General features: G+C 47.6%; 1 protein-coding gene. It reads right to left on the bottom strand.

The window, feature by feature from the left end:
• Nucleotides 1-66: 66 nt before the first annotated feature.
• A complete protein-coding gene (gene tycC / locus HPY31_RS03535; protein WP_172138435.1) occupies nucleotides 67-19,530 on the bottom strand; it encodes a tyrocidine non-ribosomal peptide synthetase TycC in 19,464 nt (6,487 codons plus the stop codon).
• Between the last annotated feature and the right edge of the window lie 76 nt (nucleotides 19,531-19,606).

Here is a 19,606-nt window from a genome sequence, read left to right as displayed (position 1 = left end):
GGATGTATTGAATGAACTCCCCTTGAAAAACATGTTCCCAAGGGGAGTCATCACAAAGCCGTGATCTTATTTCAGAATGAACAGCTCCTGTAGAATGTCTCTAAGGATGGAGGCATTCATCGACACGTAGGTTCCTCCCAACATTCTGGAGTGGATTCCGTACCCTTCGTACGTCATCAATCGTTTCGTAGCCTGTGTCCAAGCGGCTTCATTCCATTTGACTGCAACCAGATCATCCTCACCCGATTCCAGCTCTGATTGAATGAGATGGATCGTTGCGTTCGTTGCACCCGTATTGATCAGTTGATTGTGGTACATCACGTAGCTGACCGTTTTTCGAATGAAGCTTTGCTTGACGAATTCATTGGCAGCGTACAAATTGAAGTCTTCTTGTGTCATGTTGAACATCTCGGTGTTTTCTCCAATTTCGGCAAATAACTGCGCAATATCACTCTCTGTTTCCGCCAGAGTCCTCTCCATCACCTTGTCTTTCCAGTACGAATCGAACAAGATGAGGTCGGTCACGACATATCCTTGATTCTCCAGTTCTTTTGCGACGTCAAAAGCCAGATTGCCTCCCGAGGAATATCCCAAGAGCGTATAGGGTCCTTTTGGATCAATCGCCACGATGGCTTCGATGTATTGCTCCAGTCGATTGTCTTCTTGGATGAAATCAAAGCTATGCAAGGAAACGCCCTTGATTTCATCAGCAAGCTTCTGATAATAAACACTTTGGGCGCCAATCGGTGTAAAGCAGAATACCTTTCTCGCCGTCTCTTCATTTAAGAGAATGGCACCAACAGAATTGCCCTCGAAGTTCTTGTGCGTGATAAAATCCGCTACCTTTTCAATCGTTGGATGCTGGAAGATAAGGTTTAACGGGAGTTCAATCTGCATGTACTCATACACCTTCGCAACAAGCAGTGTTGCTTTCAGTGAATGTCCACCCAGCTCAAAGAAATGGTCAGTGATGCCAATTGGGTCTATCCCCAAAACTTCCTGCCAAATGGCAGCCAATTGATGCTCGATCGCAGTTCTTGGAGCCACGAACTCACGTGTGGTCGCATCCGAAGGCTTTGGCTTTGGTAACGCTTTGCGATCCACTTTTCCATTGGCTGAAAGTGGCAGTTGATCTAACTGGACAAAATAGCTGGGAACCATGTATGCAGGCAGTTCCTTCGCCAGATGCCTTCTCAGCTCAGAAACGGATACATCTGCTGCTGGGACGAGATAAGCGCAAAGATACTGTCCAGCAGTTAACTCATCCTCTTGCACAACGACCACTGCTTGATCGATGCCATCGTAAGCAAGTATGGTGCTCTCAATTTCCCCGATCTCGATGCGGTACCCTCTCACCTTCACCTGTTCGTCAGCCCGACCGATGTAGCTGATCGTGCCATCTGCCCGCCATTTCACCAAGTCACCCGTTTTATACATGAGCTCTCCTGGCACAAACGGATTCGGAACGAACTTTTCTTGTGTGAGCTCTGGTTTATTCAAATAACCTCTTGCAAGTCCGGGTCCTCCGATGCATAGCTCTCCCACTACGCCAATCGGTTGCAAGTGATGCTGTGTATCTACGATGTACACTTGGACATTGGCTAGCGGACGTCCAATCGTGATATCCTGACCTACTTCGATCGAACGAGAGATGGTGGTGACGACGCTGTTTTCGGTCGGACCGTATTCATTGTTGATCTCGATTGCTGGATGCTTTTCTTTCGTTTTTTGCACAAGCTGCGCAGGTAGTTTCTCGCCTCCCAATGTTACGCAACGAAGAGGAGAAAAGTCGGCAGAAGTCGAGCAATCCAGAATCGCCTGGAACAGACTCGGTACACCGTAATAATGGGTAACTCCCGCTGAGGCAATCAGCTTTTTCAGTGCTACCGGATCTTTAGCTTCTTCCTCTCTCGGCAAGACGCAAGTAGCACCTCCGAGAAGTGGAGCGAACAAGCTGGCGACAAAACCATCGAAGGCAAAAGAGAATACCTGTAACGCCTTGTCTCCCGTTCCGAAACCATATTCATCTCTTCTCCACTGCAAGCAATTCACGATTCCCCGATGTGGAATCATGACGCCCTTCGGCTTACCGGTCGTTCCCGATGTATAGATTACATAGGCGAGATCGGTCGGTTGATTGAGTGACGAGAGATTGGAGCCATCTATCTCGACATCATGCTCTGCGCTCAGTTCAAGCCAGTCAAGCCCGCTCGACACGCGAGACAATAGCTCCGACAAATGGGACTGGCAGAGAAGCAATGCTGCGTTGCTATCCGCAAGCAGGTACTGAATGCGTTCTTGCGGATACGCCGGATCGATTGGAACATAAGCACCGCCTGCCTTTAAAATACCAAGGATGCCAATGATCATCTCTGGTGAACGCTCCGCCATGACTGCTACAAGACGATCAGGTCCGACTCCCTTGGTACGCAAAACTCTTGCCAGTCTGTTGGCTCGCTCATTGAGCTTGCTGTACGTCAGTGACTGACCGTTAAAGAGAAGCGCTTCCTGATCTGGCGTCCTTGCTACTTGCTCTTCGAATAATTGATGCAGCGTTTTGTCTTGTACATAGCTGACAGCTGTATCATTGAAACTCTCGAAAATTTGCTTTTTCTCCTCAGCCTTGAGCATGTCAATTTCGCTCAAGCGGATATGCGGATTTTGCACAACGATTTGGGCAATCGCCATGAAGTGGTTGCTTAACCGTTCAATTGTCGCTTTCGTAAACAAGCTTGTGCTGTACTCCACGCCAATGCGAATCTCTTCACGCTCATCTGTGGCAATTACCGTCAAATCAAACTTGGAATGGTTGCCAGCCTGATCAGTCATGAAAGGAGCGAGTGTCAAGCCGTGCAGGTCGATAGAATCATCCGAGTTGTTTTGCACAGTAAACATGGTGTCAAAGAGCGGGTTTCTGCTTAAGTCCCGCGGAATGTCGAGTTTTTCCACCAGCTCTTCGAACGGATAATCCTGATGAGCGTAAGCGTCCAGAGCATTTTGCTTGACTTCCAGCAACAGCTCAGTGAAGGTTTTCCCAGCATACGGCTTGTTTCTCATCGCCAATGTATTGACAAACATACCGACGATTGGTTCTAGATCAGCATGGGATCTGCCTGTAATCGGTGTCCCGACGATGATGTCCTCTTGCCCGGAATACTTGGAAAGCAATACGTTGTACGTCGCGAGGAGCACCATGTACAGTGTCGTTCCCGTTTCTCGAGCCAATTGGTTCAAGCCTTCCATGAGTTGTTTACCGGTTCCGATGGAATACTGATCGCCTGCGAAATTTTGAACGCTTGGTCGGGTGAAATCCGTTTGCAGGTTTAGCACGGGAATATCGTCTGCAAACACTTGAGCCCAGTACTGTTCTTGCTTGTTGAAGGCATCGGATCGGGAAAGCTCCTGTTGCCATACCGAGAAGTCCTTGTACTGAATTCGCAGCTCTGGCAAAACATCCCCTTGGTATAGCTGCACTAAGTCAGACAGGAGAATGCCAGAGGATACACCGTCGGAAATGCTGTGATGCATGTCGGTAAAGAGCACATGACGATCTTCTCCGGTTTGCAGAAGACGTACGCGAAGCAACGGCGCTACTCCCAGATCGAATGGCTGAACGAGAGAGGAAAGGACCTCTTGTGCCTGGTCTTCTGTAATCGTTGTATACGAAAGTTCAAAAGAAACTTTCTCGTGAATCTTCTGAACAGGTTCTCCATTTACAACGGCAAAGGACGTACGTAGACTTTCATGTCGCGCAATCAGTTGCTTGAACGCTGTCTCTAATCGTTCCGGTTCCAACTTTCCTTCGATCAGCATGGTCGAAGGCATATTGTAGCTGATGCCGACTCCCTCGAACTGATGGAGGATATACATGCGCTTTTGAGCCGATGAAACAGGGTAATACTCTTGCACAGGTGCTGGTTGGATCGAAATGACATATTCTTTTGCTGTTTCTTCGATGTGTGCAGCCAATTGCTGAATCGTCGGTTTTTCGAACAAAATACGAAGCGGAATATCGACTTGATATTCGTTATGCATGTTCGAAATCACACTCATCGCACGCAGGGAATGACCGCCAATTGCAAAGAAATCATCCAGAACCCCTACTTGCTCCACATTCAGTACTTGCTCCCAGACGCGGGCCAATTGCGCTTCCAACTCCGTACGAGGTGCCACGTACTCTGTCGTTCTGAGTAAAGATACATCTGGCACTGGCAAGGAACGTCTGTCGATCTTCCCATTTGCGGTAAGCGGCAGCGCTTCAAGTTTTACGAAATACGATGGTATCATCGCTTGAGGCAATTCTTTTAGCAATTCCTTACGTACTTGAGCTGTATCGATCTCATGGTCTGCCACCATGTACGCGCATAAGTACTTTTCTTGTCTGTGATCCTCTCTTGCGACCACGACTGCTTCCAAGATTCCGTCTAGCTTGCGTAGCTGTGTCTCGATTTCGCCCAGCTCGATACGGACACCCCTGATTTTCACTTGATGATCGTTGCGACCCAGGAACTCCATATTTCCGTCCGCACGCCACTTCGCCAGATCACCCGTACGATACAACAACTCACCTGGTGCGAAAGGATTCGGTACGAACTTCTCCACTGTCAGTTCAGGTCTGTTCAAATAACCGCGAGCGACCCCTGCTCCACCGATGCACAACTCACCCACGACTCCAACAGGTTGAAGATTCAATTGTTGATCCATCACATACATCTGCATGTTCGGAAGTGGTTTGCCGATCGGTACCGTTCCCGAGCGAATGGATGAGACATCTGTTTCTTCGTAATAGCTGGAATCGATGCACGCCTCTGTTACCCCATAACTGTTAACAATGCGCAGCGTATGACTGAATCGGGTCAGCAAGGTCTTGAAGTCTTCCGCTGGACAACTGTCTGCTCCGAGGATCAGCAGCTTCATCTGACTGATGTCGAGCTTGTTTTCGTAAATGTAATGCATCAATGGCATGATCAAAGCTGGTGTTGCTTCGAAAATCGTGATTTCATACCGCTTGATAATTTCGTACAAGGAAGCCGGGTCCATTTTGACCTCATTCGGGCAAATGACCAGTTGCCCTCCTGTGAGCAATGCTCTGGCAAAGTCGCCAGTCGAGACGTCGAAGGCGAAGCTCGCCATTTGCAGCAAGCGAACCGGGAAGGTATCCAGATGATACTCATCCTGCCAGGCAAACGCGACATTCGCATAGCTCCGGTGCTCGATCACGACTCCTTTTGGCTTGCCAGTCGTACCGGATGTATAAATGATGTAAGCTGCGTGTTCCGGCAGTGCTACAGGCTCCAGATTGCTCGCCTCTCCCTGATACAGCCCCTCTGCATCCAGATAGAGAGTTTCGTAAGGGAATACAAGCTGTGTATTCATCTTTTGCAAGGTAAGGAATAACTTTGCATCACTATCTTCCAAAATGAATGTCTGACGCTCCAGTGGATAATCTGGATCAATCGGGACGTAGGCCCCACCGGCTTTCAAAATACCGAGCGTCCCTACTACCATGTGCAAGGAGCGATCTACCATGATTCCGACCGTGCTCTCTGGCTTGACTCCCATTTGGCGCAAAACACGCGCGAGCTGGTTCGCTTTTTCATTCAATTCCCGATACGTTAGCTGTTCATCTTCAAAGATGACAGCTACCTGATTCGGTGTTTTTTCGACCTGCTCTTCGAATAGCTCCTGGAACGTTTTTCCTGTTGGATAAGTAGCTTTTGTTGCATTGAAATCATGCAGCATTTGCTCTATCTCTTCTTTTGACAAGACACTGATCTCTGCCAGCGTGCAATCTGGATTGGCAATGATCGTCTCTAAAAGATGGATGTAATGAGCCGCCATACGATCGATCGATTCTTTGGCAAATAGCTTCGTGCAATAGTTGAACTGCACGAGAAGCTCATCTTGTTGTTCCATCGCATCCAGCGCGATATCGAATTTTGCGATCTTGCCATCTACCGGGTAAGCGGACATGTTGAGTCCTGCAATTTCTAATACAGATGAGTCCACAAGCCCCAGGCTGAACATCGTATCGAACAGCGGATTTCGGCTTAGATCGCGCCGTACTTGCAGCTTATCTACGAGATGTTCAAACGGATAATCCTGATGTTCAAACGCATGCAGCGCATTTTGTTTCACATCACCCAAAAACTCGCGGAAGGTCAGGTTGCCTCCTGCCACATTTTTCAGGGCGAGCGTGTTGACGAACATGCCGACGATTCGTTCAACATCCGCGTGGGATCGACCTGCAATCGGTGTACCGACAACGATTTCTTCCTGTCCTGTGTATTTGGACAGCAGCACATTATAGGCAGCCAAAAGCACCATGAATAGGGTGGAGCCCGTATTGGCAGCGAGTTGTCGCAACTCCGCAAGCAAGTGATTTCCTGTACCGATCGCTACCGTATCGCCTTCGAAGCTTTGAACAGTAGGTCTTGGGAAATCATTTGGCAGGTTGAGTAATGGGAGCTCCCCTGCAAAGACGTTCGTCCAATAATCCTCCTGTTTTTGGAAACGCTCAGACTGGGCCAGCTTCGTTTGCCAAGCAGCAAAATCTTTGTACTGGATGCGCAAGTCTGGGAGCTGATTTTCCTCGTACAAGCTCGCGAACTCCTTGGCGATGACTGCAAGCGATACACCATCGGAGATAATGTGGTGCATATCCATGAAGAACAAGTGTCGTTCTGCTCCCAGTTTGATCAAGTCAACCCGGAATAACGGAGCCACTTCCAGATCAAACGGCTGGACCAACTCCTGAATCCGTTGCTCTACTTGGTCTTCTGTCGCCTCGGAAATACCGATGAGCATCGTGACATCCTCATGGACCCGTTGCACGGGTTCCCCGTTTTTCGAATGGAAGGATGTTCGCAAGGATTCATGTCGTTTTACCAGGGTTCGGATCGCGTATTCAAAGCGTTCGTAATCCAGATGTCCATCTATTATCATTACATTTGGCACGTTGTAGCTGATCCCGCTTCCTTCAAACTCATGCAGGATATACATTCTTTTTTGTGCGAACGAGACCGGATAAAAGTCAGCCTGCTCTACTGGTTGAATGGTCTCGAACTGTTCAATATCACTCACAGTGATATAAGCAGCCAGCTCATGGATCGTAGGCGTTTCAAACAGGGCTTTTAACGGCAGCTCGACCTGAAATGCTTTGTGCACCTGCGTGATTACATTCATTGCCTTGAGAGAATGTCCACCCAGTTCAAAGAAGTTATCGTGAATGCCTATCGGATGAATTCCCAGAACCTCTTGCCATATTTCAGCCAGCTTCTGCTCGGTTGCATTTTGTGGGGCGACATATGTGGAGCCCTGTACCCGATCACCAGATGGTTCAGGCAAAGCTCTACGATTGACCTTCCCGTTTGCAGTCAAAGGCAGTTTATCCATTTGGACATAGAAGGCTGGCACCATGTAGCTAGGCAATTCTTTGGCTATTGCCTCTCTTAGCTCTACTACGTCAAGTTCCTCTTCTGGAACAAAATAAGCGCAGAGAGCTTTTTGGCCGTTTGTATCATCTAATACCGTAACGACAGCTTCTTTTACTTTTTCGAGATTGGTCAGAACGGTCTCGATTTCCCCAAGCTCGATCCGATAGCCTCTGATCTTTACCTGTTGGTCGATACGACCCAAATACTCGATCGTTCCATCCGCCTTCCATCTCGCCAAATCCCCTGTACGGTACATGTTTTCACCTAAAACAAACGGATTTGGAACAAACTTCTCGGCAGTCATTTCCGGCTTGTTCAAATAGCCTCTGGCTACCCCGTCTCCACCTACGCACAATTCACCCGGCACCCCAATTGGCTGCGGCTGATTGTAGCGATCCACGATATAAGCTGTGGAGTTCGCGATCGGCTTCCCAATCGGAATATTGTCTTCGAATTCCCTCTCAATCAAATAGCATGTTGAGAAGGTTGTGTTTTCGGTCGGGCCGTACCCGTTCCAAATTTCCAGAGCTGGATGGGCGCTGTTCACTTTGTTGATGTGTCTCGGAGACAATGCTTCGCCACCGACGATTAACGCACGCAAACCTTCAAACATCGCCGGGTTATTTTGCGAGAGCTGGTTAAACAGTGGTGAGGTTAACCACATCGTGGTAATTCGATTCTCTCGCAGGAAGCTACCCAGCTTCTCCGCATCCAATAGAACATCCTTGCTAACCAGGAACAAGCTAGCGCCATGCAACAGAGCTCCGAAAATCTCAAACGTCATGGCGTCGAAGCCAATAGCGCCCGTTTGAATCATGCGATCTTCTTCGCGTACCTGAACGTAATTGGTATGTTTCACCAATCGGGTAACATTGCGATGCTCGACCATGACTCCTTTTGGTTTGCCTGTTGAACCCGACGTGTACATCACATAGGCCAAGTCCTTGGCGTCATTGAGGTTGGTCAGATTGCTGGCGTCTGCTTGCTCCAGGCTATCGTCTTCCAAAACGATTGGAATGAGACCTTCTTCGACGAGATGCAACAGATGTCTTTGAACAAGGACAACCTTCACGCCGCCATCTTCTAACATGTAAGAAATGCGCTCGGATGGATGCTCTGGATCAATCCCCAGGTAGGCGCCTCCCGCTTTGATGATCCCCATAATGCCTGTGATCATCTCGAGAGAGCGATCTGCCAGCATACCTACAACGCTGTCTCTTCCTACTTCCAATCGGCGAAGAGCACTTGCGATCTGGTTCGCTTTTTGGTTCAGCTCCCGATATGTCAGCATCTGATCGTTCATCACAACTGCAGCGTGCTCAGGCGTTCTTTCCACTTGCTCCTCGAACAGCTCCTGTATCGTGCTTTCGCGTGGATACGCGGCAAACGTGTTGTTGAATGCAACCGTTACGAGATGTTTTTCTTCCTCACCGAGCAAGTCGATTTCACGCAACACCGCTGTTTGGTCTGCAATGACTCCTCGTAGCACCTGAAGAAAATGACCTGCCATTCTTTCCATCGTGTCTCTTTGGAACAATTTCGTGGAGTACACAAGACCAAAATGGATTCCTGTCTCATCTTCATACGCTTCCAGGGTGAGATCGAATTTGGCGCTACCTTGCTGCCCATCTCCGGAGTAGGCCTCAAATTTCAGCCCATCCAGCTCATAAGCTTTTTTGTCCAGATTTTGCAAAATAAACATGGTGTCAAACAGTGGGTTTCTGCTGAGATCCCGCTGGATTTCCAACTTTTCGACCAGCGCTTCAAACGGATAATCCTGGTGGGCGTATGCTTGCAGCGTATTCTGTTTGACATCTTCCAAAAATGCCTGGAACGATTTCGTTCCGTCAGGGTAGTTTCGCAAGGCCAACGTATTGACAAACATCCCTAAGACTTTTTCTATATCCGCATGAGATCTACCAGCAATCGGCGTACCCACTACGATGTCTTCTTGACCACTGTATTTAGAAAGGAGTACATTGTAAGCCGCCAGCAAAACCATAAACAGCGTGGTTTGGTTCTCATGGGCAAGCTTGTTTAAATCGTCCATCAACGTTTTATCTGTGTGGAACGAAATGTAATCTCCCTCAAAGCTTTGAATCAGTGGGCGAGAATAATCGGTAGGCAGATTTAGTACCGGAATGTCACCCGCGAAGGACTTCAACCAATAGTTCTCATGCTGTGTATAGATATCGGTTTGGAACAGATCCGTCTGCCAGACAGCAAAATCTTTGTATTGAACAGACAGCTCTGGCAATAATTGGTTTCTGTACAACTTCGAGAATTCCTCCATGATGATTCCAACAGAGACACCATCTGAAATGATGTGATGCATATCCATCAGGAAAAGATGTCGCTTCTCTGCTAATCTGAAGAGTCCAACCCTCAACAACGGAGCCTTCTCTAGATCAAATGCTTGCACAAATGATTCGATGGTTTGCTCGACTTGGTCTTCGGTCAAATCCTCATAGCGCACATTCAGTTCGACTGCCTCATGTACACGCTGAACAGGCTCACCATTCACTGTGTGGAAGGATGTCCGCAACGATTCATGTCGCTTGATCAGCCCCTGTATCGCGGTTTCAAAGCGTCCGTGATCTAGGTCGCCTTCAATAAACATCACACTTGGCATGTTATAGACTGTACTGGTGCCTTCAAACTGGCGCAGGACAAACATCCTTTTTTGTGCAGAGGAAACGGGATAATATTCTTGCCACGGTGCAGGATGAATCGGTACATACGTGTCTTTTCCACTTGTTTCGATATACGCTGCCAATGCCTGAATGGTAGGTGTCGCAAAGAGCACTTTGAGTGGAAGTTCGACTTGATACTCTCGATGAATCTGTGCAGCGAGCGACATGGCTTTCAAGGAATGCCCACCTAGCTGGAAGAAGTTGTCGAGAACGCCGATGTCGGTTACCCCAAGCACATGTTCCCAAATCTCTACGAGCCTGCTTTCCACAGGACTTGCTGGCGCCACATATTCTGCTCCTGTTACAGGTCTGCCTTCTGGTTTCGGCAAAGCTTTCCTATCGATCTTTCCATTCGGCGTAAGTGGGAGAAAATCGAGCTGGACCAAGTACGCAGGAACCATGTAAGACGGCAAGCTATTCGATAGATACGACCACAGATTCGAGACTTCAAGCTTTTCTTCCGCCGTGTAATAAGCAGCAAGGGACGATTGGCCCTGCTGATCCTCGTGGACAATCACCACAGCCGAAGTCAGCTTTTCAAAGGAGAGCATAACTGACTCTATCTCGCCTATTTCAATCCGATATCCCCTTACTTTTACCTGTTCATCCAAGCGACCAATAAATTCAATCGTACCGTCAGGGAGCCACTTTCCTAGATCACCCGTCTTGTACATGCGCTCGCCTTCCAAATAAGGATGGGAAACAAACTTCTCTGCTGTGAGTTCCGGCTTGTTCCAATATCCACGTGCCAAACCGTGGCCACCGATGCAAATTTCCCCGACTACTCCGATTGGCTGTAGCTGATGAAATTTGTCTACGATATAGATGCTGGTGTTGGCGATGGGACGTCCGATCGTTATCGCAGCATCCAGTTGCGAAATTCGCTGCCACGTGGCGACAACACTGCTTTCTGTCGGGCCGTATTCATTGACGATGACCAGTTGCGGATTCTGCTGATTGCTCTTCTCAACGAGCTGAGCCGATACTTTTTCGCCCCCTAGTGTGACGGTTTGCATGGAGCTGATATCCGCAGCAGAATCGCATTCCAATATCGCTTGGAATAAACTTGGCACGCATGTCATTTGCGTGCATCCCGCGGCTGTAATGAGCTTTCTAAGAGCTACAGGGTCTTTGGCTTCTTCATCCTCGACCAAAATGACAGTTGAACCAGAAAGGATCGGCGTAAAGAAGGAAAGAACAAAGGCATCAAATGCAAACGATAAGGGCACCAAATTTCTATCATGGACGCTAAACTGATACTCCTCTTTTTTCCACAACACGCTGTTGACAATTCCGCGATGCTCGATCATTACTCCTTTTGGCTTGCCTGTTGTCCCCGAAGTATAGATAAGATAAGCCAAATCAGAAGCGGTTTGAATCGGCTCTAGATTCGAACGGTCAGGAGAATAATTGTGCTCCTCCTCCAGATACAAGCATTCCACCCTCACACTAGAAGCGAGCTTAGCTCCAAGATGCTTTAGGGTAAGCACCAGACGGGCTTCGCAATCCTCCAGCATGTAGGCCACACGATCTTCTGGATATTCGGGATCAATCGGCACATAGGCTCCACCTGCTTTCAAAATGGCCATGATTCCCACAACCATTTCCATAGAGCGGTTTGCCATGATTCCTACGAATTGGTTAGCCTTTACTCCCCGTTCACGCAAGGTAACGGCAAGCTGGTTTGCTCGCTCATTTAATTCGCGATAGGACATCTGCTTACCGCCAATTTCAATGGCAGCAACCAGTGGAGTTTTTTCCACTTGCTCCTCAAACAGCTCATGTAGTGTCTTGTTCTGCGGATATTCCGTATGCGTTTGGTTGAATTCTACTAACAAACGATGCTTTTCTTCCGCCGAAAGCATCGTGATTTCGGACAACGGAATAGCTTGTTGCTCAATCACGGCATGAAGGATTTGGATGAAATGTGCCGCTATGTTTTCAATCGTTTTTCGTGTAAACAATTTGGTGCAATAATCAACGCTAAAGACGATCTCCTCATCTTCTTCGTACGCCTCTAATGACAGATCAAACTTGGCCTGATTCACTTCTGCTAGATAAGGTGTAAACGTCAGTTGCTCCATTTCGAACGGCTTCTGATCCATATTTTGCAAGATAAATACGGTGTCAAACAAAGGATTCCGACTCAGATCCCGTTGAATGTTCAGCTTATCGATCAGCTCATCTAATGGATAATCCTGATTCTCAAAGGCTTTCAGCGTATTGTTTTTCACTTCTGCCAAAAAGCTAAGGAAGGTTTTCGTCCCCACAGGCTCGTTTCGCAATGCCAGTGTATTGACAAACATACCGATGATCGAATCCGTTTCAGCATGGGACCTGCCGGCAGTAGGTGCGCCAACAACAATGTCCTCTTGTCCAGAGTATTTGGAGAGAAGTACATTGTAAGCCGCCAGCAAAACCATGTAGAGCGTAGCTCCTGTACTATGGGCAAGTCGATTCAATTCCTTTTTCAAAAGGGCACCGGAGCCGAAAACAAATCGCTCACCCTCAAAGCTTTTTACAGAAGGTCTCGGATAATCCGTTGCAAGATTTAATACAGGAACTTCTCCCGTAAAGGTATCGATCCAATAGGCTTCCTGAGCAGTAAACTCATCCGTCTCGTACCATTGATTCTGCCAATGGGCAAAGTCCTTGTACTGAATGCTCAGTTCTGGCAGCTCTTCGCCGTGATAAAGCTGCGCAAGCTCTTGCACAAGAATGCCAATCGATACACCATCCACGACAATATGGTGCAAATCCAACATGAAAAGATGGCGTTCCGGAGCCAGTTTGACCAGTCCAGCGCGCATCAGAGGAGCTTTTTCCAAATCAAACGGTTGAATAAATTGCTCGACGATTTGTTGAAGCTCTGCCTCTGTTGACTCCATCAGCGAGATTTCCAGCTCGACATCTTCATGTACGCGCTGAACAGTCTCTCCTTTCATGGAGTGGAATGAGGTACGCAGAGATTCATGGCGTCTCACCAGACTCTTGAGCGCTTGCTGCAAACGCTCTGTATTCAGCTTGCCATCGATGTACAGGATCCCCGGCATGTTGTAGCTAATGCCTGCACCTTCCATTTGCCGGAGAATAAACATTCTCTTTTGTGCAGAAGACACGGAGTAATACTCCTGCTTTTGGACGGGTTCAATCGTCGTATACTTGCCTTTGCCGGCAGTAGCGATGTATGCCGACAGGTCAGCGATCGTTGGTGATTCAAACAGTGTTTTCAACGGCACATCTACTTGAAGGGTACGATGGATCAAAGAAATGACGTTCATCGCTTTCAAGGAGTGTCCGCCCAACTCAAAGAAATGATCGTGTACCCCAATTGGGTTCACGCCAAGGACACTTTGCCAAATGTCTACAAGCGTAGCTTCCACTTCATTGCGCGGCGCTACATACACAATTTCAGATGTGGATGCTCCCTCAGGTTGAGGCAATGCTTTGCGATCTACCTTGCCATTTGCCGTGAGAGGAAGCTTCTCCAAATAAACAAAATAAGAAGGAACCATATAAGATGGCAAATGGGAAGCCAAGTAAGCTCTCAAATCAGTTGTCTTGATTTCCTGATCGGAAACGATATAGGCGTACAAGTTGTTTTGCCCTTTTTCATCTGGACGGGCAAGGACGATGGCCGTTTTGATCCATTCATGCTGCAAAAGCCTTGCTTCAATCTCACCCAGCTCGATCCGGTGGCCTCGGATTTTAACCTGATGGTCGATGCGTCCGAGATATTCCACATTGCCGCAGGCTAGGTACCTTACCATATCTCCCGTACGGTACATCCTGCTCCCCAGTTCAAACGGATTGTCAATGAAGCTGGCTGCTGTCAGTTCTTCACGATTCCAGTAGCCGCGAGCCAAACCATCGCCAGCAATGCACAGTTCTCCTGCAACCCCTACAGGCTGGAGCTGGTTGCTTTCATTTACGACATACAAACGGACGTTATCAATCGGTTTGCCAATGGGAATCACGCCATACTCCGGCAAACGCGGGCAAATCCAGTATGTCGCATCAATCGTGGATTCAGTAGGGCCATAGAGATTAATCAACTGTGCCGTTTGCGTCTGGTAAAAGCGTGAAACAAGGGCAGGTGTCAATGCTTCTCCACCGCAGAACACACGTTGCAAGCTCGTGCAAGAGCTCCATTCCGGTTCAGTCATGATCAGATCCAGCAAGGAAGGAACCATCTGTAAAGTTGTGATCTTCTCTTCTCTGATCATTCGAGTCATGTATGCAATATCGCGATGTCCGTCTGGCTTTGCCAGTACCAAGCGTCCCCCCGTGATCAGTGGCAAATAAAATTCCCATACGGAAGCATCGAAGGAAAACGGCGTTTTTTGCAAGACAGCATCCTCGGTATGCAGTGGGAAGGCATTCTTCATCCAAAGCATGTGATTGCAAATCGCCTGGTGCGCGATCATTACCCCTTTGGGATTTCCGGTCGATCCAGATGTATAGATGACATAAGCCAAGTCATCCCTGCCAGAAACATTGTCCAGATTGGTGTCATCCCCTGTATAAATCGCTTGATCGTCTACATCGATGATTTCTCCTGTATACTCCACGGTCTCTTTCAAATGACGCTGTGTCAGTAGAATGGGAGCTTTGCTGTCGCTGAGCATGTATTGGATTCTTTCTGGCGGATAAGTAGGATCCATTGGCGTATACGCACCACCCGCTTTTAACACAGCCAACATGCTCACAACCATCCCGATGGAACGGTCTACCATAATGCCGATCAACGTATCTGGTTGCGTTCCTTTGCTCCGCAGCAAACGAGCGACTTGATTGGCACGGGCGTTCAACTGGCGATAGGTCAAGGTGTATCCCTCATAGGCTACAGCTACTTGATCTGGCGTTAGCACTACCTGCTCTTCAAATAATTGGTGCAACACCTGATCAGCGGAACGTTCGACAAAAGTATCGTTGACGTTCAGGAGAAGTGCACGTTTTTCTGCTTCTGTCATCATGTCGATTTCTGCTAGCTTGGCATTCGGCTGTACACAAATGGCACGCAAGATTTCCAGATAATGATGGGCCATTTTTTGGATGGTTTCTTTCTTGAACAGCTTCGTTCCAAATGCGAATTGGAAGTGAATGTCGGATTGTGATTCACTCGCATTCAAAGCAAGATCGAACTTTGAAATTTTGTTAAATACCTCATAGGGAGCTGCTGTAAGCTGCTCGATTTCCAACGACTGCTGATTGGAATTTTCCAGAGAAAACATGGTGTCAAACAAAGGATTTCGGCTAATGTCACGTTGAATCGCCAGTTTTTCCACCAGCTCTTCAAATGGATAATCCTGATTGTCATAGGCTGCTAGCCCATTTTGTTTCACTTCTTGCAAAAATTGTGTAAAGGTTTTGTTGCTCACAGGCTGATTTCTCATCGCCAAGGTATTCACAAAGATCCCCATGATGTTTTCCACATCGGCATGGGAACGACCAGCGACAGGCGTACCTACAATGATGTCCTCTTGGCCGGAATACTTGGACAGGAGAACATGGTAAGCGGCGAACAAGACCATATACAGGGTTGTTCCTGTATCTGTTGCTACCTTGCGCAAGCGCTCCGCCAATTCTTTCCCTGTGTCAAAAAGGACCATATCCCCTGAAAAGCTTTGAACGGTTGGACGCGGATAATCCGTTGGCAAATCGAGCAAAGGAATATCATCAGCAAACGTATTCAACCAATGGAGCTCCTGCTTCTTGTACACATCCGTCTGAAACAGCTCATTTTGCCAGGCTGCGAAATCCTTGTATTGGAGAGAAAGAGGCTGCAAGGCTTCCCCTTGGTACAACTTAGCAAATTCACTCAGCAAAATTTGGGAAGAAACACCGTCCGAGATGATATGGTGCATGTCGAGCATGAACAAATGACGGTCTTCGCCCAACTGGACCAAGCCTGTTCGAATCAACGGAGCAATTCCGAGGTCAAAAGGACGGACGAAATCGCGCATGATCTGCTCCGCCTTGTCTTCCGCAGACTTCAGCATCAGGATTGGTACTTCTACGTCATCATGCACTTTCTGTACAGGTTCACCATCGATACGGTGGAAGGAAGTGCGCAAGGCTTCGTGGCGCTCCGCCAGTCGTTTGACCGCGTTCGCAAAACGATCGTAATCCAGCTTTCCTTCCAGAAGCATTGCACCTGAAATGTTATAGCTGATGCCACTTCCTTCAAATTGCTGAAGGATGTACATTCTTTTTTGAGCTGAAGATACGGGATAAAATTCTTTGACCTCAACCGGTTGAATGGCTGTGTACTTGCTTTTCCCCGATTTCGAGACAAAAGCAGCAAGCTCGGAAACGGTTGGATTCTCGAACAGTGCCTTTACTGGCAAATCCACTTCCAACGCTTTGGAGACTTGAAATATGACAGTCATAGCCTTCAGTGAATGTCCACCCAGATCAAAGAAATGATCGTGAACGCCTACACGGCTAACCCCGAGGACCTGCTGCCAAATCTCAGCCAATTTTGTTTCCGTTTCATTCTGAGGAGCGACGTACGCTGTTCCTGTAACAACGGCACCGTCAGGCTTCGGCAGTTTCTTCCGCTCTACTTTTCCATTGGCTGTTAGCGGAATTTCCTCCAAACGGACAAAAAAGGACGGGATCATGTAGGAAGGAAGTGTACTTCCCAGATGCTCTCTCAGTTCAGATACGGTCAACTCCTGCTCGGAAACCATGTAGGCATAGAGCACATTTTGACCACTGTCATCCTTTTCAGCAATGACGACGGCTTCCTTGATCCACTCATGCTGTGCCAAACGCGTCTCAATTTCGCCCATCTCAATCCGATGCCCACGAATTTTGACTTGATGGTCGATTCTTCCCACGTATTCCATATTGCCGTCGGGCAGCCATTTCGCCAGATCGCCAGTTCGATACATTTTGGTCCCCGGACGGAACGGATTATCGATGAACTTTTCCTCTGTCAGCTCCGGTCTGTTGAAATACCCTTTAGCGACGCCATCTCCGGCGATGTACATTTCACCGACGGAACCAACGGGTGTCGGCTGCATGGAGGAATCAAGCAGATAGAGCTGAACATTGTCTGCCGGTACGCCGATTGGTACAGATTCTTGGATCGGTTTCTTCGGTTCGTACAAATAAATCATGCAGCCGACAACCGTTTCGGTAGGTCCATACTCATTGAAAATCTTGACATTCTGCCCAAAGTTCTCATAGATTCTCTTCGCCAATTTGGTTGGCAAGTTCTCACCACCGACGATAAACCGTCGGATGCTGCTGTTTGTTCCCTCTATTTCTTCTATCAGCTTCAAATGTGTTGGCGTCAGCTTGATAATTCCCACTTGATTATCTTGGATGATGTCTAAAATGACCTGTACCTTGTCTGCTCCCCTGTAGACATAGATCGTATTGCCCGACAGAAGCGGCGTGAAGATCGAGGTGACAGTCAAATCAAACGAAATGGAAGAGTATAGCGGAAAGTCTACAGCTTCACCCTGGACGTACTCCTTGTTGGCCCACCAGATGTAATTGACCAACCCTTGGTGGGTAATCATCGCGCCTTTTGGATTCCCTGTGGACCCGGAAGTATAGATCATGTATGCCAAATCGTCCGGTGTGCATGAATTGTCAAGATCCGTACTATCGCCTTCAAACAAGGAAGGATTGTCTAGGTAGAGGATGTCACCTTCAAACTCGACTTTTTCTTGAAGATGGGACTGAGTCAAAAGAATCGTCGTCTGACTGTCATCTAATAAATACAGAATTCTCTCTATCGGATACTCGGGATCAATAGGCAAATAGGCGCCGCCTGATTTTAGAACGGCCATAATAGCCACGATGAGCTCGAGTGAATGCTCCGCCATAATGGAGACGATACTACCTTGGGTAATTCCTTTCCCACGCAGAGCTCTGGCCAACTGGTTCGAACGCTCCTGGAGCTCCTGGTAAGTCAGGCGATCCTCCCCGCAAATAACCGCAGCTTTCGATGGCGTCTGTCTTGCTTTCTCCGCGATCAGCTCGAAAATCATTTTGTCGCGTGGATAATCAGCAGTTGTGTCGTTATAAGCTACCAGCAATTGCTGTTTTTCCTCATCCGTGATGATTCCGATGTCTTCAAGCAGTACGTTCGGATTGTGAATGACCTGCTCGATGATCGTTTTCAAGTGACCTTCTACTCGGTTCATGAATGACTCTTCATAGACCGCTGCATTATAGCTCAACTTCACATACATCTCATTCGAAGGTGCGACCGCTACCACAACGTTAAAATCATAGGAAGTCTGTTCTTCCCCATTTTCCACGTTGAATTGAAAGCCTAAGGAATCCTCTCGATCATTCGAAGCTTGTTCCGGATAGTTTTCATACGTCACCAAATGATCGATTAACTCTTGTTTCAGTACCGTCTTGCTCTGAATTTCGTACAATGGAGCGAAATCATAAGAAGCAGAAGCCAAGGCTTGCTTTTGAACTGTTTTTACCAACCCACTAAAGGTTTGTTTTCTGTTCGTTTGCACGCGGGTTGGGATCGTGTTAATGAACAATCCAACCATGCTCTCAATTCCCTGAATCCCTGGCGGACGACCTGACACAACAGAACCGAATACCACATCGTCCGAATTTTTGTACTTACTCGCCAAAATACCCCAAAGCGATTGAAACACGCTACTCATCGTAGCCTGATTCCGGTTGGCAATCTGCATCAGCTGCTGAGTCTTTTCAGGTGCGATGGTGAAAAGATTCTCCACATGTACATAATGGCCATCTTCCGCTACATTCTTCTTTTTCGGGAAATCAGCCTGATGGTCATAGCCTTCTAGGTAGTTCTGCCAGTAAGTAAGTGCTTCTTCTTTGTTTTGCTTATCCAGCCATTTGATATATTCGCTGTATGGTTTGGTTGCTTCCCGCGGAACAGCCTCACCCTTACGAATGGCGGCATAGTATGCGAGCAGCTTATGAAGCAATACACCCAAAGACCAACCGTCGACGATGATATGGTGGAACGCCCAAACGAACTGATACTGGTTCGCCTCCGTTTGGAAAATGGCTGCTTTCATCAAGACATCTTTCGTCAGCTCAAACGTATGATGCTGGTTGGTATACGTTTTTATGTAATCGTTCTGATCATCTATTGGCAAATGAGCAATGTTTTCGAAATGAACGGTAACTTTTCTCTCTTTAAAAACAACCTGTCGAGGCCGTTGCAGGTTTTGATAAACAAATACAGTGCGCAAAACTTCATAGTTTTCTACGAGCTTGTTCATGCTCTTTTCAAAAATGGACAGCTGAAAATCACCTTGGAGTTTTGCGGACATCTGAAGGCAGTAGGCACTGCTGTCTGTATCTTTGACAGCATGAAACAACATACCCTCTTGCAATGGGGTTAACGGATAAATTTTTGCGATATTTTCCTGCTTATTCATTCTGCACCTCAACTTTATTATTGAAAGATTCAAAGAGGGTTCCTCCAATAAAAACTCCGCTAGCACAGCTTTTATT

The sequence above is a fragment of the Brevibacillus sp. HB1.3 genome, assembly GCF_013186635.1.
Classification (GTDB): domain Bacteria; phylum Bacillota; class Bacilli; order Brevibacillales; family Brevibacillaceae; genus Brevibacillus; species Brevibacillus brevis_D.
Note: the sequence above shows the minus strand (reverse complement) of the source record. Positions and strands in the feature narration are given on the sequence as shown.

Bases quoted from the DNA above. Each gene is read 5' to 3' on its own strand.
- tycC (WP_172138435.1), bottom strand. From the start codon at position 19,530: ATGAATAAGCAGGAAAATATCGCAAAAATTTATCCGTTAACCCCATTG.